Source organism: Amycolatopsis sp. NPDC003861 (assembly GCF_053605405.1).
The window spans coordinates 1-21,066 of record NZ_JBSGJD010000122.1 but is presented as its reverse complement, the minus strand read 5'-3'; the positions used below and the strand labels follow the sequence as shown (position 1 = coordinate 21,066).

The window sequence follows — 21,066 nt, the reverse complement described above, 5'->3', positions numbered from 1 at the left end:
CCGTACGGCCCGACCGAACCCCCAGGCCCGGATGGTCGGCGAACGGCGACCGCAAATGGACCGTTCGTCGCGGCAAACCCCGGGATCCGCGGGGTTCCGGCCGCTCGTCCGGCGCGGTGGAGACGCTGCTTCGGCCCAGATGAGCAGCCGATTCGACCGCTCGCCGTGCACCAACGACCGCTGCCCGTGACAATCAGCCGCTCATCGCCCGCCCGCCCGGATCAGCCGGTCACCGCCCCATACCGACCGGTCGGCGTCCGCCGGACGGCTCCGGTTGGCTGGGGTTGCGCTGTCGCCGAGGTGCGACGGGACTGAGGGGTGGGTGCCTCGGTGAGCGGGCTCACGGGTCTCGCGGGTGTCCCGGACGGGCGACGGGCATCACCCGTGCGCGACAGCTGTCGCGGGCGCACGACGGGTCTCGCCGATGGGCGACGGGTAGCGCCGAGCGCGGCAGGTGTCGCAGATGCGCGACGGGGTGTCGCGGATGCGCGACGGATGTCGCGGACGGGCGAAGGGTGCCGCACGTGCGCAACGGCGGGCTGCGTGCGGCTGCTCCCCCTGGGTGGCGGATGGAGCGTGCCGCCGAGGCCTCGCGTCCCGCGCCGCCGAGGCCCCGCGTCGGTTCCGCCTCGCGCGAGGCGGACGGCATGCCCGCTGGCTCGTCGGGTTCAGCCGTTGGGCGGGCGGCTGGGCTCTGCCGCCGAGGCTGCGCGGCGGTTCGTCCGCGCGCGAGGCTGGGCGCTTGCCGCTCGGGTCAGCTGTGAGGTGGGCGGATGGGCGTGCTGCCGAGGTTGTCCCCCGAGATTGCCGGGGCTGGGGGTGCTGGTTCGGCCGCTGGGCCTGCGCGAGCGTGGGCGGAAGGTCTCGGCAGGCCCGCGATGGCCGGGGTGCTTGCCTCGACCTCGACCAGTGCGTCGAGCTGTTGCCAGCGGCAGGTCCGGAGCGTCACTCGCATGCGGTCGGCCACCCATCTTGCTCGTTCGCATGCGCGGACCGGGCCTTCGCTCGCGTGGGAGGCCGCCGCCAGGGCGCCCAGGTCGGCCGCTGACTCCGCTCGGTGGCGTGCCGTCACCGTCGCCCCCAGCCACATCGCCAGCGTTGCCACGACCGTCAGGGCCGCCACCGCCATGGCCGTCCAGATGGTGGCCGCTCCTCTGTCGGGGGCCTGACTGTCAGCCATTCGTCACCTCCGTGCCCGGCTCGGCCACCGCGTAGGCCGTTGCGTCGAGGTGGATGTCCGGGAGGAAGCCGGCCGCCGGGTGGGCCGTCACCTTGGCCGTTATCTCTTCGCCGATCTGCTCGAACGCCAAGTCCGCGCCCGGTGGGCCGATCCGGTGGACCGCGGCCGTTGCCTCCTGCGGCTGGCCTCTGGCCAGCAGGCGCGCTGCCTCGCGGGCCGCGTCCGTGCAGCGCAGCTGGCTTGTCAGCACCGCCAGGGCCGCGACCAGCAGGACCGTCACCACCGTCAGGCCGGCCAAGCCGAGTGCTGCCTCCACCGTCACCGAGCCTTCGTCCTTGTGCCTCATGACGGCACCGCCAAGGCCTTCATGACCAGGTTCGTCAGCCACGAGACGACCGAGTCCCCGGTGAGCAAGGAATAGAGGACGGCGGCGAAGGCCGCGACGGCGACCGTGACGATGGCGTACTCGACCGTCGTGGAACCGTCGTCCGAGCGGAAGCGGCGGCGGAACGCGCGCATGGGGATTCCCTTCATAGGGGTTCGTGGTCAGAACAGCGGGCCGAGCCGTCCCGCGAGGCCGAGGACGACCGGCAGCACGCCCAGGCAGAAGAAGGCCGGCAGGAAACACAGACCGACCGGCAGGGCCAGCGCCACCCCGGCCTTCTCGGCGCGCTCCTCGGCTTCGGTGGCCAGCTCGTCGCGGAACCGTCCGGCGAGGTCGCCGGCCGCCGTGGCGAAGGCCGCGCCCGACCGGGACGTCCGGATCGCCGTGGCCGCCAGCTCGCCGAGGCCCGGGACGGCCCGCACCGGCGCCCACGCCTCGTCCGGCCGGGAGCCGAGGGCGAGCAGGCCGGCCGTCGAGCTCAGCGCCGCCCTCGCGGCCGCGGGCGCCGCGCCGGCCACGGCCTCCAGTGCCGAAGGCACCGGCAGCCCGGCGCGCAGGCAGGCGGCGAGGAGGTCGAGCGTTCCCGCCAGCCGCAGCTTGGCGGCGATGTCGACGGCCGGTGATCGTGGCCGCCGGGTGCGGCGGATCGCCCACCACCCGGTGGCCGTCACGATCGTGCCTGCCACCACTCCGGCGACCCCGCCGACCAGCACCGCTGTCGAGACTCCGCCCACTGTCGCCGCGATGGGCGGTAGCGCGCGGTGGCTCTTGCGGGCGGGCTTCGGGCCGTCGGTCAGGCGGGCGAAGCGCCGCGCAATGGTTTCGTCCGGCCAGCTCAGGAGGGCCCCGGCGAAGAAGAGGAGCGCGATCGCGGTCATCGGATTCGCACCCGTCCGGTCAGGGCCCGGCACCAGGCCGTACCCGCCCAGAGCAGGAGGCACCCGGCGACCAGCAGCACCTGGCCCGGCGTGCTGCCGGTCAGCACGGGCAGCGGCGCCGCGCCCATGGCCTCCCCCAGCAGCACGCACAGGACCGGCAGCCCGGTGAGCACCGCCGCGCTCGCGCGGGGCCCGGCGAGTTTGGCGCGCATCCGGCGGGCGAACGCCACGCCTGCCTCGGCGTCGCGGCGGGCCGCGTCGAGGACGTCGGCCATCGGGAGGCCGTGGCGTTTGCCCAGCTTCCAGGCCGCGGCCACGTGCGGCAGCGCTGGTGCGTGCAACTCGGTGTCGAGCCGGGCCGCCGTCGCCAGGGCGCGGAGGTCTCCCGCCAGCGCCGGGACCACGTCCGCGGCGGCTTCTGCCGCCGTGACCGGGTGGGCGCCGGCACGGAGCTCGGCCACCATCGTCCGCAACGCGGTCGCGGTGTGCGTCGCCATCGCCAGGTCCGCGGTGGCCCGGCGGTGGGCTCGCCACTCCTGGCTCCACGCCAGCGTCAGCACGCCGGCGGCGATCGCGCCGCCCGCTCCGGCCAGCAAGCCGGCGAGGGCAGCCGGCAGCAGCCAGCGGACGGCGCGCCACCCGTGGAGCTTCCGGATGGTGGCTGCCGGCTCGATCATGACCTGGAACCGGTTCGGCGCCGCGGGCCAGCAGGCGAGGGCCGCTCCCACGCACAGCGGGAGCCACGGGGTGATCATCGCCGCCTCCTTCGGTTGCGCGGGAAAGCGTGCAGCAGCAAGGAAATCCGCACCAGCAGGAGACTCAGCACGCGATCGCCCCCGACGTCGGGAAGAGGTGCCGATCGACCGTCCACCGGCCCGCGCGCCACACCGGGACGACCCGCGCCCGGCCGTGTTCGGCGCGGAGGACACCGACCTCGGCGAGGCGACGGCGGCCACCCGGTTCGCGCCGCATGTGCAGCACCACGCGGATCGCGGCGACGAGCTGGCTGTGCACGGCATCGCGGCCGAGGCCACCGAGCGCCGCCAGCGCCTCGATGCGGGCGGGCACCTCCGCCGGGGAGTTGGCGTGGATGGTGCAGGCGCCGCCGTCGTGGCCGGTGTTGAGCGCGGTGAGCAGGGCGCCGACTTCGGCGCCGCGGACCTCGCCGACCACGAGCCGGTCGGGGCGCATGCGCAGCGCCTGGCGTACGAGCTCGGGCAGGCCGACCGCGCCCGCACCCTCCACATTGGGCGGACGGGCGACGAGGCTGACGAACTGCGGGTGCGCGGGCTGCAGCTCGCCGGCGTCCTCGACGCAGACGATGCGTTCGCCCGGTTCGACGGCGCCGAGCAGTGCGGCCAGGAGGGTGGTTTTGCCCGCGCCCGTGCCGCCGGTGACTAGGAACGCCGCGCGCCTCGAGACGACGTTGCGGAGCAGTTTGGCGCCGGCGTCGTCGAACGCGCCGAGTTCGCCGAGGGTGGTGAGGTCGTGCGTCGCCGGGCGCAGGACGCGGAGGGACAGGCAGGTGCCGCCGGCCGCGATCGGCGGGAGGACGGCGTGCACGCGGATGCGGCCGTGGGGGCCGGTGCCGGGGAGCCAGCCGTCGACGTAGGGCTGTGCGTCGTCGAGGCGGCGTCCGGCCGCGAGGGCGAGGCGCTGAGCCAAGCGGCGGACGGATTCTTCGCCTTTGAAGCGGATGTCGGTGCGGGTGAGGCCTTGTGGGCCGTCGGTCCAGACCTCGGCCGGGCCGGTGACGAGCACGTCGGTGGTCGCCGGGTCGTCGAGGAGCGGGGCGAGCGGGCCGGCGCCGACGAACTCGTCGCGGGCCTGGCGGGCCGCGTCGAGCACGGCGTCGTGGCCGAGGGCGCCGCCCGCTTCGGCGCGGACGGCGGTCGCGACGGCGACCGGATCGGCTCGGCGGCGGTCGCCCGCGAGGCGGTTGCGGACTCGGTCCACGAAGTCGGTAGTCATGGGATTGCCCGTCTTAGTCGGTTCGTGGGTTGCGGGGTGGCCGGTGGGTGGTCGCGTGCTGCGGTGACGCGGGTGCCGGGCGGTGGGTCGACGCGCAGGGTGAGGCGCGGTGGTGTGGAAGGGCGGCGGATCGCCGAGTGGTCGCCGCGCGATGCGGTGACGCGAGTGCCGGGCCGAGGGTCAGCGCGCGGAGCAGCGCACGGTGGTGCCGCAGGGCGGCCGCCACCCGATGCGGTGACATGGGTACCGGGCGGTGGGTCGACGCGCGGAGCGGGGCGCGGTGGTGCCGCAGGGTGGCTGCCGCGCGATGCGGTGGCGCGGGTGTCTGGCGGCAGGCGTGAGGGAGCCGGAAGCTCCGGCTTGGGCTGCAGCAGTGCCGAGAAGGCTTCCGCGCTTGCTGGGGCTCGGGTCAGGAGGCTGATGATCGTTGGCAGCAACAGCTCCGACACCCTCGTTGGGGCGGTTGTGGGGCGGAGGCCGGCCGCGGTGGGGGTCATCGGGCGGCCGCCTGGGCTTCTCGGCGGGCTGTCTGGAGGATTTGTGCTGCCGTTGTCGCCAGTGGGCCTCTCGGTTTCGTCGGGAACTCTGCGCGCTCCACTGCTCCCCACAGGTTGCGCTCCGGGGGCATTGAGGCCATCAGGGGTGGGCCGATCAAGGTTTCCGTGTTCACGGACGGGTCCTTCGAGTGTCCACATGCCACGATGCCGATGCGGGCCGTCAGTTTCGACAGGCGGCCCAGGACCTTCTTCGCCGCCAGGCAGGCTCGGAATTCCATCGGCACCATCAGCAGGACCAGGTCGGCTCTCAGCGCCACCTCCTCGGCCGCCTCGTCGAGGCTGCGTGGGAGGTCGCACACCACCGTCCGGCCCGCGCGGCGGCCTGCGGTCAGGATCGCCGACAACGACTCGACGTCCGGGCCCTTGCCTTCGGGGCCGGACGCGAGCACCGGGAGGCTGCTGCCTCGGTGGCTTCGCTGGGGTAGGGCCGCCGCCAGTGAGGAGACCGAGGCGCGGCCGCTCAGCTGGACGTCCGGCCAGCGTGTTCCGGGCGTCTTTTCCAAGCCGAGCAACACATCCAGGCCGCCGCTGAGCGGGTCGCAGTCCAGCAGCAACGCGCCTCCCGGGTCACGGGCGGCCGTGAGGGCCAGGGTTGCCGCGAACACCGACGCGCCCGCGCCGCCTCGGCCGCCGACCACGCCGAGGACCAGTCCGGGTTGCTCCGCCGGTGTCTCGACGACGTCGGCGAACGCGCCGGCCAGCGCGGTTTCCTCTTCGGGCAACGAGATCACCCGCTCCACGCCGCCGCGGAACGCGTGCTCCCACGTCTCCGGGCCCGGGCTGCCCTTGCAGACCAGCAGGACCCCGCCGCGCGGGGGCAGGGCCGGTGGGTGCCGCACGGCTTCTTCGTCCAGGACCACCAGCGGCGCTCGGGCCCAGCGCCCGCTCGCCGCTGTCAGGTCCGGTGCGCTGTCGAGCTCGCAGCCCGCGACCGCGGCCACCCGCAGTATTTCGTCGAGCACGGTTTCGTCCGCGGCGATCACCAGCGGTCGTTCCCCCGTCATGCGTTCCTCCCCCGTCGTCGGTGCGGGCCGTGGGTGGCCCGGGTTCCACCGTCGCGGGCGGGGGTGGGGCGGCACAACGGGTCGGGCGGGCGGCTGTGGACAACTGGGGTGTTGTGGACAACTGCCGCCCGTGCGCCCCGTTCGAACCGGTTCCGTGGGCGGGGCGTGGCAGGATCGACGCAGCCTGCGGTGGAAATGGGCACGGATATCCGCACGCGAAGATTCCGTGCGCTTCGCGATCCATGATTCACAAGGAGCTGGGAAATGCCGAAGGTAAGCGGAAGGCAAAACGGTCTCGGCGCAGAATGCGGAATCCCAGCCGGGAAAGGCAATCGGGAGGTAAGAGGGCGGCCCCCGCCAGGGGGGAGGGACGGGGGCCGCCGTGGGTTCAGCCCCGGGGGGTCGGACTGAACCGGCCCGGTTGGACACCGGGCTCCCTCACTGTAACTCCGCCCGGCGCCGGTTCGCGCATCGGATGAGGCACACAGTTCGATAACGGCACAGCGCGCCCGAAGTGCCTGCCTGTCATGGATTTTCCGCCCGGCGCGACGCGCGCGTGGTGGATCAACGGGACGCCCCGCGATCAAGCTCCTATCCTGGGCGGGTGGCCGAACCGAGCAGCGCGCCGTCGCGCATCCGGAAGCCGGGCCCGGAGCACGCGGTGGCCGCGTTCTTCGACCTGGACAAGACGATCATCGCTTCTTCGAGCGCGCTGGCGTTCAGCAAGCCCCTCCTCAAAGAAGGGTTGATCAACCGTCGCGCGGCGTTGCGAAGCGCATACGCGCAGCTCGTCTTCTCCCTCGCGGGCGCCGACGAGAACAAAACCGAGCGGCTGCGCGCCGAAGTTTCCGCGCTGTGCGCCGGCTGGGACGTCGCCCAGGTTTCGGCGATCGTGCGCGAGACGCTGCACGACGTCGTCGACCCGCTCGTGTACGCGGAGGCGGCGGAGCTGATCGCGCGTCACCGCGAAGACGGGCACGACGTGATCGTGCTGTCGGCGACCGGCGAAGAGGTCGTCGCGCCGGTGGCGGAGATGCTCGGCGCGACCCGGAGCGTGGCCACGCGGATGCAGATCGTCGACGGCCGCTACTCCGGCGAAGTCGACTTCTACTGCTACGGCGCCAACAAGGCCGTCGCCGCGAAGCAGCTCGCCGCTACGTACGGCTACGACCTCGCCGAGTGCTTCGCCTACACCGACTCGAGCACCGACATCCCGCTGCTCGAGGTCGTCGGGCACCCGCACGCGGTCAACCCGGACAAGCTCCTGCGGCGCGAGGCCCTCGATCGCGGCTGGCCGATCCTGGCCTTCGACCGGCCGATGTCGCTGCGCACCAGGATCCCGACGCGATCGGCCGGAATGGTGGCCCTCGGCGTCGGCGCGGTGGCCGCCGGAGCGACCTGGTACGGCCTCAGCCGTCGCCGTCGGTCGCGCTAGCCGGACACCCGCCACCCACACGGCCGTACGGCCTCCACTTTGCTTGGCCCAGCCCCGAATTGTCCGTCGCGGAGGGTGCCCATGTCACCCGATCCAGCCTCTGTACCGGTGCACCCGTCCGCGCACTTGAAGTGACCGGGCTCACGGCGTAGAAAGTAGGTGCGGACGTTCGGTCGGCCAGGGAACAGGTAGAAGAGAAGCCTGTTCCACCCCGGCAAACCTCCGTGCGCGGACTCCGGGTACCCACGCGCAGCGCGCCGCGGGAGGCTCGTCGTCTAGGGACTGCGTAGTGGGACGCCACACGCCGAGTCCATGTAGGTACGACCAGAGTTGCACGCTTGGTCGCCCGAGAAGTTCGCGCTTTGCAGGCGGCGCCCGTGGCTTCGGCTACGGGCGCCGCCTCGTCTATTTGGGGGGTCAAGCGGCGCGGAGACGTGCGGCCCGGGGCATCACGCGTGATTGGGGGATCGACACGCGGGGTTGGGGACGGGACTCCCGTGATTGGGGCCGGATCTCGCGTGACTGGGGCCGGGACTCGTGTGACTGGGGGCGGGACTCGGGGGTGCAGGTTGCGGAGGGGGACTTTCCTACCGATCCGGGTACGACTGGCGCGTTCGCGCGGTCGGCCGATGGACATCGCCGGATTCGGTGAGTAGCTTCCCGATACTGGCGCCTCCGAGTGGACTTCTCACGTCCGACGGCGCCCGCTACTTTCTGGGAGGCTGAGTCGTGACGTCCCGAAATCGGAGGTTCCATGCGCTCGCCCTGCCCGTCGTGGGGGTGCTCGCCTTCACCGGTGTGGGTGTTGCGACCGCGGCGAGTGCGCCGAGCGTGAGCATGGACGTGCGGGCCGAGGCCGCGGCGACGCAGGCCCTGCGCGGGCTGACGCTCGAGCAGAAGGTCGGGCAGCTGTTCGTCACCTGGGTGAACGGCAAGACCGCCGACGAGGTCAACCCGAAGAACCAGGCCGACTTCGGCGTCGACACCGCCGCGCAGGTCGTCGCGAAGTACCACCTCGGCGGGGTCATCTACTTCAACAACGACTCGCGCGACAACTTCGACGACCCCGTGCAGGTCGCGAAGCTGTCCAACGGGCTCCAGAAGGCCGCCGTCACGAGCGGGGCGCACATCCCGCTGCAGATCGCCGCCGACCAGGAAGGCGGCACCGTCACGCGGATGGGTGCACCGGCCACCGAGTTCCCGAACGCCATGGCCATCTCCGCCGGGCGGGACACGAAGCGCGCGACGCAGGCCGCCACCATCCTCGGCCGGGAACTGCGGGCCGTCGGCATCAACCAGGACTTCGCGCCCGATTCGGACGTCAACTCCAACCCCGTCAACCCGGTCATCGGCGTCCGGTCCTTCTCCGGGCAGCCCGGCCTGGCCAGCGACTTCGTCACGGCCGAGGTCAAGGGCTTCGAGAAGTCCGTCGCGGCGACGGCCAAGCACTTCCCCGGGCACGGCGCCGCGCCGACCGACAGCCACACCGGGCTGCCGCGGATCGACAGCACCGAGGCGCAGTGGCGGGCCACCGACGTGCCGCCGTTCAAGGCCGCCATCAAGGCCGGCATCGACTCGATCATGACCGCGCACATCCAGTTCCCCAGCCTCGACCCGTCGCTCGAACCCGCGACGCTGTCGAAGCCGATCGTCACCGGGAAGCTGCGCGGCGAACTCGGCTACGACGGCGTCGTCATCACCGACTCGCTCGAGATGCAGGGCGTGCGCGAGATGCACAGCGACGCCGAGATCCCCGTCCTCGCCTTGAAGGCCGGCGTCGACCAGCTGCTCATGCCGGTGCACCTCGACGTCGCCATCAACGCGGTCCTCGCCGCGGTGAAGTCCGGTGACATCCCGATGCGGCGGATCGACCAGAGCGTGCTGCGCGTGCTGAAGCTCAAGTTCAAGAGCGGCATCCTGTTCTCGCCGTTCGTCGACCCGAACCGGGTGATGAAGACCGTCGGCACACCGTCGAACCTCGCGACCGCCCAGGACATCGCCGACCGCGGCATCACGGCCGTCGCGAACGACGCCGGCATCCTGCCCCTGAAGCAGAAGCCCGCGACCGCGCTCGTCACCGGCTGGGGCGTCTCTACGACGACGACCCTCGCGCAGAAGCTGACCGCCCACGGCACAGCCGCGACGGCCTACCAGACCGGCCAGACGCCGACGGACGCCCAGGTCGCGCAGGCCGTCGCCAAGGCGCAGACCGCCGACCTCGTCGTCGTGCTGACGAACAACATCGCCACCTACCCCCTGCAGACCAAGCTGCTCGACGCCCTCCAGGCCACCGGGAAGCCGGTCGTCGCGGTCGCCGCGCAGATCCCGTACGACGCCGGCTACCCGAGCGCGGTGAAGACGTGGCTGGCCACCTACGGCTACATCGGGCCGACCCTGGAGGCGCTGGCCAAGGTCGTCCTCGGTGAGACGAAACCGGTCGGGAAGCTGCCGGTCGACATCCCGGCGGGCGCCGACGTGCAGACCGTGAAGTACCCCTTCGGCCACGGGCTGACCTGGTGAACCTCAACCGGCGGCACTTCCTCGGCGCGAGCGCGCTCGCCGTCCCCGTGCTGGCGGGCGGCTCGGCCGTCGCCGGAGCCCAACCCGAAGCGGCGGAGACGGCCGGCCGGGTCCTCACCGGCGCGGAGCAGCTGGCCACGCAGGGCTGGCGCTCCCTCAAGGGCCGCAAGCTGGGCGTGCTGTCGAACCCGACCGGCGTCCTACTGGACGGCGACCACATCGTCGACTCGATGGTCGCCGCCGGCGTGAAACCGGTGGCGGCCTTCGGCCCGGAACACGGCTTCCGCGGCAGCGCGCAGGCAGGCGGCTCCGAAGGCGACTACACCGACCCTCGCACCGGCGTCCCGGTCTACGACGCGTACGGCGTCGACGCGACGAAGCTCGCTTCGCTGTTCACCAAGGCGGGCGTCGACACGGTCGTCTTCGACATCGCCGACGTCGGCGCGCGCTTCTACACCTACATCTGGTCGCTCTACACGGCGATGGTGGCCGCGGCGCAGGTCAAAGCCGCCTTCGTCGTGCTCGACCGGCCGAACCCGCTCGGCGGCCGCGCGGCCGGGCCGGTGCTCGACCCGAAGTTCGCCTCGGGGATCGGGCGGCAGCCGATCGCGCAGCAGCACGGCATGACCGTCGGCGAGCTCGCCCGCTTCTTCGCCGGGGAGTTCCTGCCGGGCGCAGAGCTCAAGCTCGACGTCGTCCAGGTCCGCGGCTGGCAGCGCGACACGCTCTTCGACCGGACCGGGCTGAACTGGGTGCTGCCGAGCCCGAACATGCCGACGCCGGACACCGCGCTCGTCTACCCGGGCACCGGGATGTTCGAGGGCACCGTGTTCTCCGAGGGCCGCGGCACGACCCGGCCGTTCGAGATCATCGGCGCGCCCGGGCTCGACTGGCGCTGGCGCGAGAAACTCGAAGACGAGCAGCTGCCCGGAGCGAAGTTCCGCGAGACCTACTTCGTCCCGACGTTCAGCAAGTTCGTCAACCAGACGTGCGGCGGCGTGCAGTTGTCCGTCAGCGACCCACGTGCCTTCGACGCGATCCGGACCGCGGTCGCCATGCTCGTCACGGCGAAGGCCCTGCACCCGGACGTGTTCGCCTGGCGGCCCGACAACTACATCGACAAGCTGTCCGGCTCCGACCGGCTCCGGACCATGATCGACGCCGGCGCGGGGGTCGACGAGGTCACCGGCGCCTGGCGGGCCGAGCTGGCCGGGTTCGACCGGAGACGCCGCCACTACCTGCTGTACCGCTGAGGGGGAGACTCGTGCGTGCTAGGAAGGTGCTCGTCGCGGCCACCGGCGTGCTGGTCGCGCTGACCACTCTGACTGTGTCCGACTCGGGAGCCAGCGCCATCACCAGCCACGATCCGGCGGCCGGCCGCTTCGACCGGCCGCAGCAGGGGTTCGCCCCGCCGTGGACGACGCTGCGCGACGGGCGGCCCCAGGACGTCGGCCTCGACCCGGCGCCGGTCAAGGCCGCCGAGGACTTCCTGGCGAGCTGGACGAAGCCGGACGCCTCCGGGCACCCGCACTTCTCCGGGGCGGTCGGCCTCCTCGCGCACGACGGCGTGGTCGTCGACCGGTACGCGGTCGGCGGCGCGCTGCGGTACGCCGACGCGGCGGGCACCGAACTGCCCGCGGACCAGCAGGTCCCGATGAAGAACGACACGATCTTCGACATGGCTTCGATCTCGAAGCTGTTCACCTCGATCGCCGTCATGCAGCTGGTCGAACGCGGGCAGTTCACCATCGACACCCCGGTCAGCCGCTTCTTCCCGGAGTTCGCCACCGGCGACAAGGCCGCCATCACGGTCAAGATGCTGCTCACGCACGTCTCCGGGTTCGACGCCGACCCGATCCCGTCGCTCTGGGCGGGTTACCCGGACATCCCGTCGCGCCGGCAGGCGGTGCTCGACAGCCCGCTGAAGAACAAGCCGGGCACGACGTACCTCTACTCGGACATCAACCTGCTCACGCTCGGCTTCATCGTCGAGAAGCTGACCGGGCAGTCCCTCGACAAGGTCGTCCACGACCGGATCACCGCGCCGCTCGGCATGACCGACACCGGGTACAACCCGCCCGCCGCCAAGCTGGCCCGGATCGCCGCGACGGAGTTCCAGGCGAACCCGCCGCGCGGGATGGTGCGCGGCAGCGTGCACGACGAGAACGCGTGGTCGCTCGGCGGCGTCGCCGGGCACGCCGGCGTGTTCAGCACCGCCGGCGACATGGCCACGCTCGCCCAGGCGATCCTCAACGGCGGCAGCTACCGCGGGCACCGGATCCTGCGGCAGGACACCGTCCGGCAGCTGCTCACGAACTACAACCAGCAGTTCCCGGACGACTCGCACGGCCTCGGCTTCGAGCTCGACCAGCCCTGGTACATGGGCGCGCTGGCGTCGCCGGTCACCGCCGGGCACACCGGCTACACCGGAACGACGCTGGTCATCGACCCGGAGTCCCGGTCGTTCGCGATCCTGCTGACCAACCGGGTGCACCCGAGCCGGAACTGGGGCTCGATCAACACCGCCCGCCAGGTCTGGGCGACGTCGCTGGCCAGGGCCATGGCGGTGCGGCCGGTGGCCGGGAAGGACGCCTGGGCGAGCACGCTCGGTAACGCCGCCGTTGCTACGCTGAGTACCCGGGCTTTCACCACGCATAGTGATCAAGCGCGCGTCTCGTTCGCTGCCTTCGTGGACACCGAGGGCCCAGGTGATCCACTTCAGCTGCAAGCGAGCACCGACGGCGTTAACTGGCAACCGATCGCCCTATCGGTTTCCGGACCGGGCGCACCCTCCGGAATCGTGACGTCGCTCTCCGGACACGGGCACCGCGCCTGGTGGCGGGTGGTGGGCACACTGCCGCAGGGCGCGTCGGTGAGCCTGCGCTGGCGTTACAGCACCGACCCGAATTACACGGGACGAGGAGTTTCGGTGGACGGTGTGAAAGTCACCGAGAGCGGCCGATCACTCCTCGACGGTGAACGAGACCCGGCCGTTTTCACTGCGGAGGGTTGGCAGTTGACCTCTCGGTGACCGGCCGGTCGCCGAACGTCCACCGCCGGCCGGATTTTACCGTCCCTTTGCCGCTTGCACCGCGACACTAAGTTGCCAAGTCGTTAGCTTGACCTCGTTAACAAGGTCGACCTGGTTGGCGACTTTCTGGTCAGTGATTAATCGCAAATCCAGATCCGCAGACACGGACGGGTTGCGATCCGACCGAAGGGTGTGGGTAGCCTTGTCGCAGATGCCAACGGTTAGTAACTTTCCGACGGTGAGTGATACCGAATCCGTAGTCGGCACGGCACCGTCCGAGGCCGTATCGGTCCAGACGGCCGTGCGGGACGCCGACTCCAGCCCGCTGGTGCGGATCCGGTCCCTGCTCCCCGGCCTGGCCCGCGCCGAACAGCGCGTGGCCAAGGTGGTGCTGGAAGACCCCGCGTCGGTGGCGCGGCGCAGTATCACCGAGGTGGCCCTGGCCGCCAACACGAGCGAGACCACGGTGACCCGGTTCTGCAAGGCCGTCGGGGTCGGCGGGTACCCGCAGCTGCGCATCGCGCTGGCCGCGGACACCGCGCGCACCGAGGCGCGCACCACGCGCAACCTCGGCGGCGAGATCGGCCCGGAGGACGACCTGGCCGCCGTGATCGGCAAGGTCAGCTTCGCCGACGCCCGTGCCGTCGAGGAGACGGCCGACCAGCTCGAGGTCGCCACCCTCGAGCGGGTGATCGAGGTCGTCGCGAACGCCGGCCGCGTGGACGTCTACGGCGTGGGCGCCAGCGCGTTCGTCGCCGCCGACCTGCAGCAGAAGCTGCACCGCATCGGCCGCGTGTGCTTCGCGTGGTCGGACACGCACATCATGCTCACCTCGGCCGCGGTGCTGAGCCCCGGTGACGTCGCGATCGGCGTCTCGCACACCGGCGCGACCACCGACACCGTCGAGGCACTGCGCGTGGCGCGCGAGCACGGCGCGATCACCATCGCCGTGACGAACTTCCCGCGGTCCCCGATCACCGAGGTCGCCGATCATGTTTTGACGACCGCGGCCCGGGAAACCACGTTCCGTTCGGGAGCGACGGCGAGCCGGATCGCCCAGCTCACCGTCATCGACTGCCTGTTCATCGGGGTCGCGCAGCGGCACATGGACGCGTCGGTCAGCGCGCTGGACGCGACCAGGGACGCAGTCGGCTCGCACCGCTTGGGGGTCAGGCCGGACGGTCGTCGCCGTCCGCGGGAAACCGGCAAGTAATGACCGGAGAAACTGTGAGGCGCATGATGACCGTCCCCGTGCAGGCGGTGCACGTCGATTCGCCGACCGAGACCCGCAATCCCCGCACCAAGGACATCGACCTGATGTCCACCGCGGGGATCCTGGGCGCGATCAACGCCGAGGACCGCACGGTCCCCGGTGCCGTGGCCGCGGTGCTGCCCCAGGTGGCGCGCGCGGTGGACCACGCGGTGGACGCCCTGCGGGCCGGGGGCCGGGTGCACTACGTCGGCGCGGGCACGTCCGGGCGGCTGGCCACCTTGGACGCGGCCGAGCTGGTGCCGACGTTCAACGTGCCGGGCGACTGGTTCATCGCGCACCACGCCGGCGGCGAGCGCGCGCTGCGGCACGCCGTCGAAAACGCGGAGGACGACTCGGCGGCGGGGGCCGCCGAGATGGCCGCGATGGTGCAGCCCGGCGACTTCGTGCTGGGCTTGACGGCGTCGGGCAGGACGCCGTACGTGCTGGGTGCGCTGCTGGCGGCGTCCCGCCAGGGTGCCCGGACCGGGCTGGTCTCGGGCAACGCCAAGGCCGCGAAGCCGGCCGGGGTGGACGTGCTCATCGCCGTCGACACCGGTCCGGAGGCGATCGCCGGCTCGACCCGGATGAAGGCGGGCACGGCGCAGAAGATGATCCTGACGTCGTTCTCCACGGCGACGATGATCAAGCTGGGCCGGACCTACTCCAACCTGATGGTCAGCATGCGGGCGACGAACGCGAAGCTGCGCGGCCGGACCATCCGGATCCTGCAGGAAGCCACCGGCATGACGATGGCGGACTGCTCGGACGCGCTCACCGAGGCCGGGGGCGACCTCAAGGTGGCGCTGGTGCACTTGCTGTCCGGCGAGGACGTCAAGAGCGCCGCGAAGGCTCTGCACGCGTCGGGCGGGCACGTGCGCAAGGCGTTGGACAACCTCAGGGTGCGAGCAAGCTAGATCTTCACCTGTTCATCTGTCTAACCTCTCAGATGAGGAAGGGCAGGTGGCGATGGCGGGCACGGACGAGGACTCGCGGCGCAGGCTGTCGCGTCGCGAGTGGGTGTCGATCGGCGGGATGGGCGGAGTCATCCTGCTGCTGAACGTCGTGGGCTGGGGCGTGCTCACGGCGTTCGTCGCGCCGCACCACTACGCGCTGGGCACGTCCGGCGTGTTCGGGATCGGGCTGGGCGTCACGGCGTTCACGCTCGGCATGCGGCACGCGTTCGACGCCGACCACATCGCCGCGATCGACAACACGACCCGCAAGCTGATGGGCGACGGCCAGCGGCCGCTGTCGGTCGGGTTCTGGTTCTCCCTCGGGCACTCGACGATCGTGTTCGTGCTGTGCCTGCTGCTGTCGCTGGGTGTCCGCGCGCTGGCCGGGCAGGTCGAGGACGACTCGTCGGCGTTGCACCAGGCGACCGGCGTGATCGGGACGTCGGTGTCCGGGGTGTTCCTGTACGTGATCGCGGTCCTCAACCTGGTAGTGCTCGTCGGGATCCTGCGGGTGTTCCGGCAGATGCGCCGCGGCGAGTTCGACGAAGCCGCGCTGGAACACCAGCTGGACAACCGCGGCGTCATGAACCGCCTGCTGCGCGGGGCGACGAAAGCCGTGCGCAAGCCGTGGCACATCTACCCGGTCGGGCTGCTGTTCGGGCTGGGCTTCGACACGGCGACCGAAATCGGCCTGCTCGTGCTGGCCGCGGGCGCGGCGACGTTCGCGCTGCCCTGGTACGCGATCCTCGTGCTGCCGATCCTGTTCGCGGCCGGGATGAGCCTGTTCGACACCGTGGACGGCTGTTTCATGAACTTCGCCTACGGCTGGGCGTTCGCGAAGCCGGTGCGCAAGATCTTCTACAACATCACGGTGACGGCGCTGTCGGTCGCGGTGGCGCTGCTCATCGGGACGATCGAGCTGGTGTCGATCCTCGCCGAAAAGCTGGACATCACGTCGGGGCCGCTCGCCGCGATCGCCTCGGTGAACCTGGACTACGTCGGGTTCGGGATCGTCGGGCTGTTCGTGCTGACGTGGGCCGTCGCGCTGGCGGTGTGGCGGTTCGGGCGGATCGAAGAGAAGTGGTCGGCGAAGCTGTCCGGTTAGGAAGCGGCGTCCGAGATGCTCTTCGCCTCCCTCGCACCGGCTTCGAACGCTTCGCAGCAGAAGAGCAGCCACCCGCGTACGCCCTCGGGCGTCCCGCTCGCGAATCCCTCCGCCGCTTCGAGGTAACGCGGGACCCGGCGGAAGAACGCCACTTCGGGCACGCTCAACGACTTCGGGTCCAGGCCCGTCGCCACCATCGTCAGCCGGGCGGCCGCTCGCGCGACGACGCCGTCCGCGCTGCCGAACGGCTTGAGCGCCAGCAGTTCCCCGTGGACGACTGCCGTCAGGACCGGGCCCGGCACCGACGTCGCCCCGGTCACCAGCTGGGCCAGCAGCTCCAGCCGGCCGCCGCCGGAGTGCGGGCGCCCCAACGCGTCGAGGTCTTCGACGAGGTCCGCCGCGGCCAGGACGTGCAGGCGCGCCAACGCTTGCAGCGGCGCCCGGCGCCACGTCGGCAGCAGCGACTCCAGGGTCTCCGCGACGCGCAGCGCGCCGGCCAGCACCGGGTCGGCGACCGCGCCGTAGAGGGGCAGTTCCGGGTTCGCGCCTTCGATGCCGGCCGACGCGCGGGCGGCGCGCACGGACGCTTCCGCCGCCGTCGCCGCGCCGCCGCGGAGGTTCGCCGGGAGGCGGTGGACGGCGAACACCGCGTCCTGCGCGGACTTCGCCGCCGCCGCGACGCCTTCGAGGTCGAGGAGGGGCTTCAAGGGGTCGCTCATGCGTCGAGCACCTGTCCTTCGCGGGTGACCACGGGCGGCAGGACCGACCACGGGAAGTTGATCCAGCGGTCGGTGTGCCGCCAGACGTACTCGCACTTCACCGTCGAATGCGGCTTCTCGTAGACGACGGCCGAGCGGACCTCGGCGACGTGCTCGAGGCAGAAGTCGCGGACCAGCTTGAGCGTGGCGCCGGTGTCGGCGACGTCGTCGGCGATCAGCACCTTCTTGCTCGTCAGGTCGACGACGTTGGGCACCGGCGGCAGCATCACCGGCAGGTCGAGGCGCTGGTCGACGCCGGTGTAGAACTCGACGTTCATCACGTGCAGGTTCTTGACGTCGAGCGCGTAGCCGAGCGCGCCCGCCACGAACAGGCCGCCGCGGGCGATGGAGAGGATGAGGTCCGGCGCGAAGCCGTCTTCGGCGATGGTGTGAGCCAGTTCACGGCTCGCCGTGCCGAACAACTCCCAGCTCAGCTCTTCCCGCTCTTCGGCCATCGAGCCTGCCCTTCCGTCGTGGTCCGCCGAGCATAGGCAACCCGGAAGTGGCATCTGAAAATGATCAGAAATTGGCCCTCCTGAGCAGCCACTAGCCGATCTACCGTGGTCACGTGACCGACTGGAACACCCGACCGACCCTGTCCGGCGAGCACGTCCGCCTGGAGCCGCTGTCCCCCGAGCACGCCAAGGGCCTCCTGGAAGCCGGCGCCGACCCGGGCATCTGGGCGTGGCTGAGCAGCCGGCAGCCGCGGGACCTCCCCGCGGCCGAGCGGCTGGTCGAGCAGGCGCTCGCCGACCCCGATCGCCGGGCGTTCGCGCAGATCGACGTTCCCTCCGGCCGGGTCGCCGGGACGACGTCGTACTACCAGGTCGTCGAGAAGCACCGGATCCTGTCGATCGGCCACACGTGGATCGGCGCGGACTGGCAGCGCACCGGGCTGAACACCGAGTCGAAGCTGCTCCTGCTCACGCACGCGTTCGAAACCCTTGGCGCGCAACGGGTCGCGTGGGAGACGGACGTCCGGAACCTTCGCTCGCAACGCGCCATCGAGCGGCTTGGCGCGCTTCGCGAAGGCATCCTGCGCGCGCACCGGATCCGGCCGGACGGGTCGTCGCGCGACACCGTCCTCTACTCGATGCTCGCGCCGGAGTGGCCGGCCGCGAAGGCCCGGCTGAACGAACGCTTAGTCACCGGGGCTCGCCTGGCACGGTGAACCGGGCGGCCAACGTGGGTGCAACCTTTTACAAGGCGGACTAACGTCGCTAGCGTGCCGCTAGCCGTCATGTCGGCGCACTACAGGAGGCCTTGCAACCATGACCGAGCAGTCCCCAGCCCTGGACAACCTGCTCACCGAGAGCCGCACCTTCCCGCCCAGTGACGAATTCGCTGGCCAGGCCAATGCGAAGGCCGATCTCTACGCCGAGGCGGACGCCGACCGCGAAGCGTTCTGGGCCAAGCAGGCCGAGCGGCTCACGTGGGACACGAAGTGGACCACGGTACTGGACTGGACCAATGCGCCCTTCGCGAAGTGGTTCGTCGGCGGCAAGCTGAACGTCGCCTACAACTGCGTCGACCGGCACGTCGAGGCCGGCCACGGCGACCAGGTCGCGATCCACTGGGTCGGCGAGCCGGGCGACACCCGGGACATCACCTACGCCGAGCTGAAGACCGAAGTTTCCAAGGCTGCCAACGCACTCGCGTCGCTGGGCGTCACGGCCGGCGACGTCGTGGCGATCCAGCTGCAGATGGTCCCCGAAGCCATCTTCGCGATGCTCGCGTGCGCGAGGATCGGCGCGCTGCACAACGTCGTCTTCGGCGGCTTCTCGCCGACGGCGCTGCGGGCCCGCGTCGACGACGCCGCCGCGAAGATCGTGATCACCTCCGACGGCCAGTTCCGCCGCGGCAAGGCCGCGCCGATGAAGGCCAACGTCGACGAAGCGCTCGACGGCGCCGAGACCGTCGAGAAGGTCATCGTCGTCAAGCGCACGGGCGACAAGCTCGAGGGCGACGTCCCGTGGACCGACGGCCGCGACCTCTGGTGGCACGAACTCGTCGACGGACAGTCCGAAGAGCACACTCCCGAAGCCTTCGACAGCGAGCACCCGCTGTTCATCCTCTACACGTCCGGGACGACCGGGAAGCCGAAGGGCATCCTGCACACTTCGGGCGGCTACCTGACGCAGACCGCGTACACGCACCACAACGTCTTCGACCACAAGGCCGGCGAGGACGTCTACTGGTGCACCGCGGACATCGGCTGGATCACCGGCCACAGCTACATCGTCTACGGCCCGCTCGCGAACCGCGTCACGCAGGTCGTCTACGAAGGCACGCCGAACACCCCGCACGAGGGGCGGCACTGGGAGATCGTCCAGAAGTACAAGGTCTCCCTCTACTACACCGCCCCGACGCTGATCCGCACGTTCATGAAGTGGGGCGCGGAGATCCCGGAGAAGTACGACCTGTCGTCGCTGCGCGTGCTGGGTTCGGTCGGCGAGCCGATCAACCCGGAGGCGTGGATCTGGTACCGCGAGAACATCGGCGCGGGCAAGACGCCGATCGTCGACACGTGGTGGCAGACCGAAACCGGCGCGATCATGATCTCACCGCTGCCGGGCGTCACCTCGACCAAGCCGGGCTCGGCGCAGAAGGCGCTGCCGGGCATCTCCGCGAAGGTCGTCGACGACCAGGGCGTCGAGGTCGGGCCCGGCGGTGGCGGGTACCTGGTGCTCGACAAGCCGTGGCCGTCGATGCTGCGCGGCGTCTGGGGCGACGAGGAGCGCTTCCGCGACACGTACTGGTCGCGCTTCAAGGACCAGGGCTTCTACTTCGCCGGCGACGGCGCGAAGTACGACAACGACGGCGACGTCTGGCTGCTGGGCCGCGTCGACGACGTGATGAACGTGTCCGGCCACCGGATCTCGACGACCGAGGTCGAGTCGGCGTTGGTCTCGCACCCGACGGTGGCCGAGGCCGCGGTCGTCGGCGCGACCGACCCGACGACCGGCCAGGGCATCGTGGCGTTCGTGATCCTGCGCGGCAACGCGGTGGACGGCGGTGAGGAGGCCATCCAGGCGCTGCGCAACCACGTCGCGAAGGAGATCGGGCCGATCGCGAAGCCGCGGCAGATCATGGTCGTGCCGGAGCTGCCGAAGACGCGCTCGGGCAAGATCATGCGCCGCCTGCTGCGCGACGTCGCGGAGAACCGGCAGGTCGGTGACGTCACCACGCTGGCCGACTCGTCGGTGATGGACCTGATCTCGTCGGGCCTGAAGTCGGGCAAGTCGGAGGAGTGAGCTAGCGTTCTCCCTGTCAGAGCCCTTCCGGCTTCGCGCCGGGAGGGCTCTGTCATGACACCCCCGAGTGGCACGAGTCGAACGCATGTTCTACGCTGTGCCGCGAACCACACCCCCTTCCCGGGCAAGGAGACGACACGACGATGACCGTGGATGTCCTGACGCACGACGAGGAAACGGCTTCGGCTCCGGTTTCCGCTCCGGTTCCGGCTTCGGAGGTTTCCGCCGACGAGGCGGCCGTCACCGAGTCGGCGTCCCCGGCCCCCTCGGAGGACTCGCCCGAGCCCGCCGCCGAGGAGGCCCCGAAGCCGAAGCGCGGCCGCCCGAAGGGCGCGGCGACGGCGTCGACGGCGAAGAAGACCCGCACGGTCGAACTGACCCTCACGGTCACCGGCACCGCCGACGGCGAGTGGCAGGCCGAGCTGAAGAACGGCTCGAAGTGGGTCGCGAAGGGCCTCGAGATCCCGGCCGCGGCGGTCTCGCGGGCGGCGAAGGAGCTGCACAGCGACCTGTCCGGCCCGATCGACGAGGTGATCAACCAGGCCCGCGAGGCGCAGGCCGCGAAGGTCGCCGCGCTGGAGGCCGAGCTCGAGAAGGCCAAGCAGGCCCTCGCCGAGCTGGACGCCTGAGCTTCACTCCAGGAGACGCCCGGTCCGCCTCGCGCGGGCCGGGCGTTTCCGCTTTTCCGACCGGCTCCAAGCGCCCCAATGTGGCGTTGGTTGCGTTCAACGCACCGAACGCCACATTGGGTGCATCTGACGCACCGAACGCCACATTGGGGCG

General features: G+C 71.2%; 19 protein-coding genes. 10 read left to right on the top strand and 9 right to left on the bottom strand.

The genetic code is table 11. From position 1 onward, the window contains the following. Positions 1-754 precede the first annotated feature (754 nt). The 7 genes from ACWEVN_RS27265 to ssd form a co-directional block, all read right to left on the bottom strand. Positions 755-1,180, bottom strand: a complete 426-nt coding sequence (locus ACWEVN_RS27265; protein WP_452053188.1) for an Rv3654c family TadE-like protein — start codon at positions 1,178-1,180, stop codon at positions 755-757. Beyond that, on the bottom strand, positions 1,173-1,502 hold the full coding sequence (locus tag ACWEVN_RS27260; protein ID WP_452053191.1) for a TadE family type IV pilus minor pilin: 330 nt from the start codon (positions 1,500-1,502) through the stop codon (positions 1,173-1,175). Before ACWEVN_RS27260 ends, ACWEVN_RS27265 begins: the two co-directional genes overlap by 8 nt. Positions 1,503-1,522: 20 nt before the next feature. Continuing rightward, positions 1,523-1,699 (bottom strand): DUF4244 domain-containing protein, encoded by a 177-nt coding sequence (locus tag ACWEVN_RS27255; RefSeq protein WP_310969148.1) that lies wholly within the window; start codon positions 1,697-1,699, stop codon positions 1,523-1,525. A gap of 27 nt (positions 1,700-1,726) precedes the next feature. Further along, on the bottom strand, positions 1,727-2,443 hold the full coding sequence (locus tag ACWEVN_RS27250; RefSeq protein WP_452053187.1) for a type II secretion system F family protein: 717 nt from the start codon (positions 2,441-2,443) through the stop codon (positions 1,727-1,729). Further along, positions 2,440-3,198: a type II secretion system F family protein gene (locus ACWEVN_RS27245; RefSeq protein WP_452053186.1), complete on the bottom strand. Its 759-nt coding sequence runs from the start codon at positions 3,196-3,198 to the stop codon at positions 2,440-2,442. The genes ACWEVN_RS27250 and ACWEVN_RS27245 overlap by 4 nt, the downstream gene beginning before the upstream one ends. 64 nt (positions 3,199-3,262) lie before the next feature. Next, positions 3,263-4,414: a TadA family conjugal transfer-associated ATPase gene (locus ACWEVN_RS27240; protein ID WP_452053185.1), complete on the bottom strand. Its 1,152-nt coding sequence runs from the start codon at positions 4,412-4,414 to the stop codon at positions 3,263-3,265. Positions 4,415-4,907: 493 nt separating this feature from the next. Beyond that, positions 4,908-5,975 (bottom strand): septum site-determining protein Ssd, encoded by a 1,068-nt coding sequence (ssd, locus tag ACWEVN_RS27235; RefSeq protein ID WP_452053184.1) that lies wholly within the window; start codon positions 5,973-5,975, stop codon positions 4,908-4,910. Between the two features lie 604 nt (positions 5,976-6,579). Here ssd and ACWEVN_RS27230 point away from each other — a divergent pair. From ACWEVN_RS27230 to ACWEVN_RS27200, 7 genes are all read left to right on the top strand, one after another. Continuing rightward, on the top strand, positions 6,580-7,410 hold the full coding sequence (locus tag ACWEVN_RS27230; protein WP_452053183.1) for an HAD family hydrolase: 831 nt from the start codon (positions 6,580-6,582) through the stop codon (positions 7,408-7,410). An 837-nt stretch (positions 7,411-8,247) separates the two neighbouring features. Continuing rightward, positions 8,248-9,930, top strand: coding sequence for a glycoside hydrolase family 3 protein (locus ACWEVN_RS27225; RefSeq protein ID WP_452053190.1), 1,683 nt, complete (start codon positions 8,248-8,250; stop codon positions 9,928-9,930). Continuing rightward, positions 9,927-11,183 carry an exo-beta-N-acetylmuramidase NamZ family protein gene (locus ACWEVN_RS27220; protein WP_452053182.1) on the top strand — a complete coding sequence of 419 codons (1,257 nt, stop codon included), beginning with the start codon at positions 9,927-9,929 and terminating at the stop codon, positions 11,181-11,183. The genes ACWEVN_RS27225 and ACWEVN_RS27220 overlap by 4 nt, the downstream gene beginning before the upstream one ends. A 47-nt stretch (positions 11,184-11,230) precedes the next feature. Further along, entirely contained in the window at positions 11,231-12,961 is a 1,731-nt protein-coding gene (locus ACWEVN_RS27215) for a serine hydrolase (RefSeq protein WP_452053189.1), read from the top strand. A 211-nt stretch (positions 12,962-13,172) separates the two neighbouring features. Continuing rightward, positions 13,173-14,174 carry a MurR/RpiR family transcriptional regulator gene (locus tag ACWEVN_RS27210; RefSeq protein ID WP_449684695.1) on the top strand — a complete coding sequence of 334 codons (1,002 nt, stop codon included), beginning with the start codon at positions 13,173-13,175 and terminating at the stop codon, positions 14,172-14,174. 23 nt (positions 14,175-14,197) lie between these two features. Then, positions 14,198-15,127: an N-acetylmuramic acid 6-phosphate etherase gene (locus ACWEVN_RS27205; RefSeq protein ID WP_449684694.1), complete on the top strand. Its 930-nt coding sequence runs from the start codon at positions 14,198-14,200 to the stop codon at positions 15,125-15,127. 52 nt (positions 15,128-15,179) lie between these two features. Beyond that, complete coding sequence (locus ACWEVN_RS27200) at positions 15,180-16,271, top strand: HoxN/HupN/NixA family nickel/cobalt transporter (RefSeq protein WP_452053181.1); 1,092 nt, start codon at positions 15,180-15,182, stop codon at positions 16,269-16,271. On the opposite strand, the gene ACWEVN_RS27195 is transcribed toward ACWEVN_RS27200, so the two are convergent. Continuing rightward, positions 16,268-16,990 (bottom strand): oxidoreductase, encoded by a 723-nt coding sequence (locus ACWEVN_RS27195; protein ID WP_452053180.1) that lies wholly within the window; start codon positions 16,988-16,990, stop codon positions 16,268-16,270. The two genes, ACWEVN_RS27200 and ACWEVN_RS27195, sit on opposite strands and share 4 nt — an antisense overlap. Beyond that, a complete protein-coding gene (locus ACWEVN_RS27190; RefSeq protein WP_191312649.1) occupies positions 16,987-17,484 on the bottom strand; it encodes a phosphoribosyltransferase in 498 nt (165 codons plus the stop codon). The genes ACWEVN_RS27195 and ACWEVN_RS27190 overlap by 4 nt, the downstream gene beginning before the upstream one ends. Before the next feature lie 113 nt (positions 17,485-17,597). On the opposite strand from ACWEVN_RS27190, the gene ACWEVN_RS27185 reads away from it, so the two are divergent. The 3 genes from ACWEVN_RS27185 to ACWEVN_RS27175 all read left to right on the top strand — a co-directional run bounded on the left by ACWEVN_RS27185 (position 17,598) and on the right by ACWEVN_RS27175 (position 20,912). Further along, the gene (locus tag ACWEVN_RS27185) at positions 17,598-18,200 is read left to right on the top strand and encodes a GNAT family N-acetyltransferase (RefSeq protein WP_452053179.1); all 603 of its coding nucleotides are present in this window, start codon (positions 17,598-17,600) and stop codon (positions 18,198-18,200) included. Positions 18,201-18,300: 100 nt separating this feature from the next. Further along, entirely contained in the window at positions 18,301-20,283 is a 1,983-nt protein-coding gene (acs, locus tag ACWEVN_RS27180) for an acetate--CoA ligase (RefSeq protein WP_452053178.1), read from the top strand. A gap of 143 nt (positions 20,284-20,426) precedes the next feature. Then, entirely contained in the window at positions 20,427-20,912 is a 486-nt protein-coding gene (locus tag ACWEVN_RS27175) for a DUF6319 family protein (RefSeq protein ID WP_191312656.1), read from the top strand. Positions 20,913-21,066 lie beyond the last annotated feature (154 nt).

Excerpts from the sequence above, each read along its gene's own strand:
- ACWEVN_RS27265 (WP_452053188.1), bottom strand. The coding sequence starts at position 1,180 with ATGGCTGACAGTCAGGCCCCCGACAGAGGAGCGGCCACCATCTGGACG.
- ACWEVN_RS27255 (WP_310969148.1), bottom strand. The coding sequence starts at position 1,699 with ATGCGCGCGTTCCGCCGCCGCTTCCGCTCGGACGACGGTTCCACGACG.
- ACWEVN_RS27250 (WP_452053187.1), bottom strand. The coding sequence starts at position 2,443 with ATGACCGCGATCGCGCTCCTCTTCTTCGCCGGGGCCCTCCTGAGCTGG.
- ACWEVN_RS27245 (WP_452053186.1), bottom strand. The coding sequence starts at position 3,198 with ATGATCACCCCGTGGCTCCCGCTGTGCGTGGGAGCGGCCCTCGCCTGC.
- ACWEVN_RS27240 (WP_452053185.1), bottom strand. The coding sequence starts at position 4,414 with ATGACTACCGACTTCGTGGACCGAGTCCGCAACCGCCTCGCGGGCGAC.
- ssd (WP_452053184.1), bottom strand. The coding sequence starts at position 5,975 with ATGACGGGGGAACGACCGCTGGTGATCGCCGCGGACGAAACCGTGCTC.
- ACWEVN_RS27225 (WP_452053190.1), top strand. The coding sequence starts at position 8,248 with ATGGACGTGCGGGCCGAGGCCGCGGCGACGCAGGCCCTGCGCGGGCTG.
- ACWEVN_RS27210 (WP_449684695.1), top strand. The coding sequence starts at position 13,173 with ATGCCAACGGTTAGTAACTTTCCGACGGTGAGTGATACCGAATCCGTA.
- ACWEVN_RS27205 (WP_449684694.1), top strand. The coding sequence starts at position 14,198 with ATGATGACCGTCCCCGTGCAGGCGGTGCACGTCGATTCGCCGACCGAG.
- ACWEVN_RS27200 (WP_452053181.1), top strand. The coding sequence starts at position 15,180 with ATGGCGGGCACGGACGAGGACTCGCGGCGCAGGCTGTCGCGTCGCGAG.
- ACWEVN_RS27195 (WP_452053180.1), bottom strand. The coding sequence starts at position 16,990 with ATGAGCGACCCCTTGAAGCCCCTCCTCGACCTCGAAGGCGTCGCGGCG.
- ACWEVN_RS27190 (WP_191312649.1), bottom strand. The coding sequence starts at position 17,484 with ATGGCCGAAGAGCGGGAAGAGCTGAGCTGGGAGTTGTTCGGCACGGCG.
- acs (WP_452053178.1), top strand. The coding sequence starts at position 18,301 with ATGACCGAGCAGTCCCCAGCCCTGGACAACCTGCTCACCGAGAGCCGC.
- ACWEVN_RS27175 (WP_191312656.1), top strand. The coding sequence starts at position 20,427 with ATGACCGTGGATGTCCTGACGCACGACGAGGAAACGGCTTCGGCTCCG.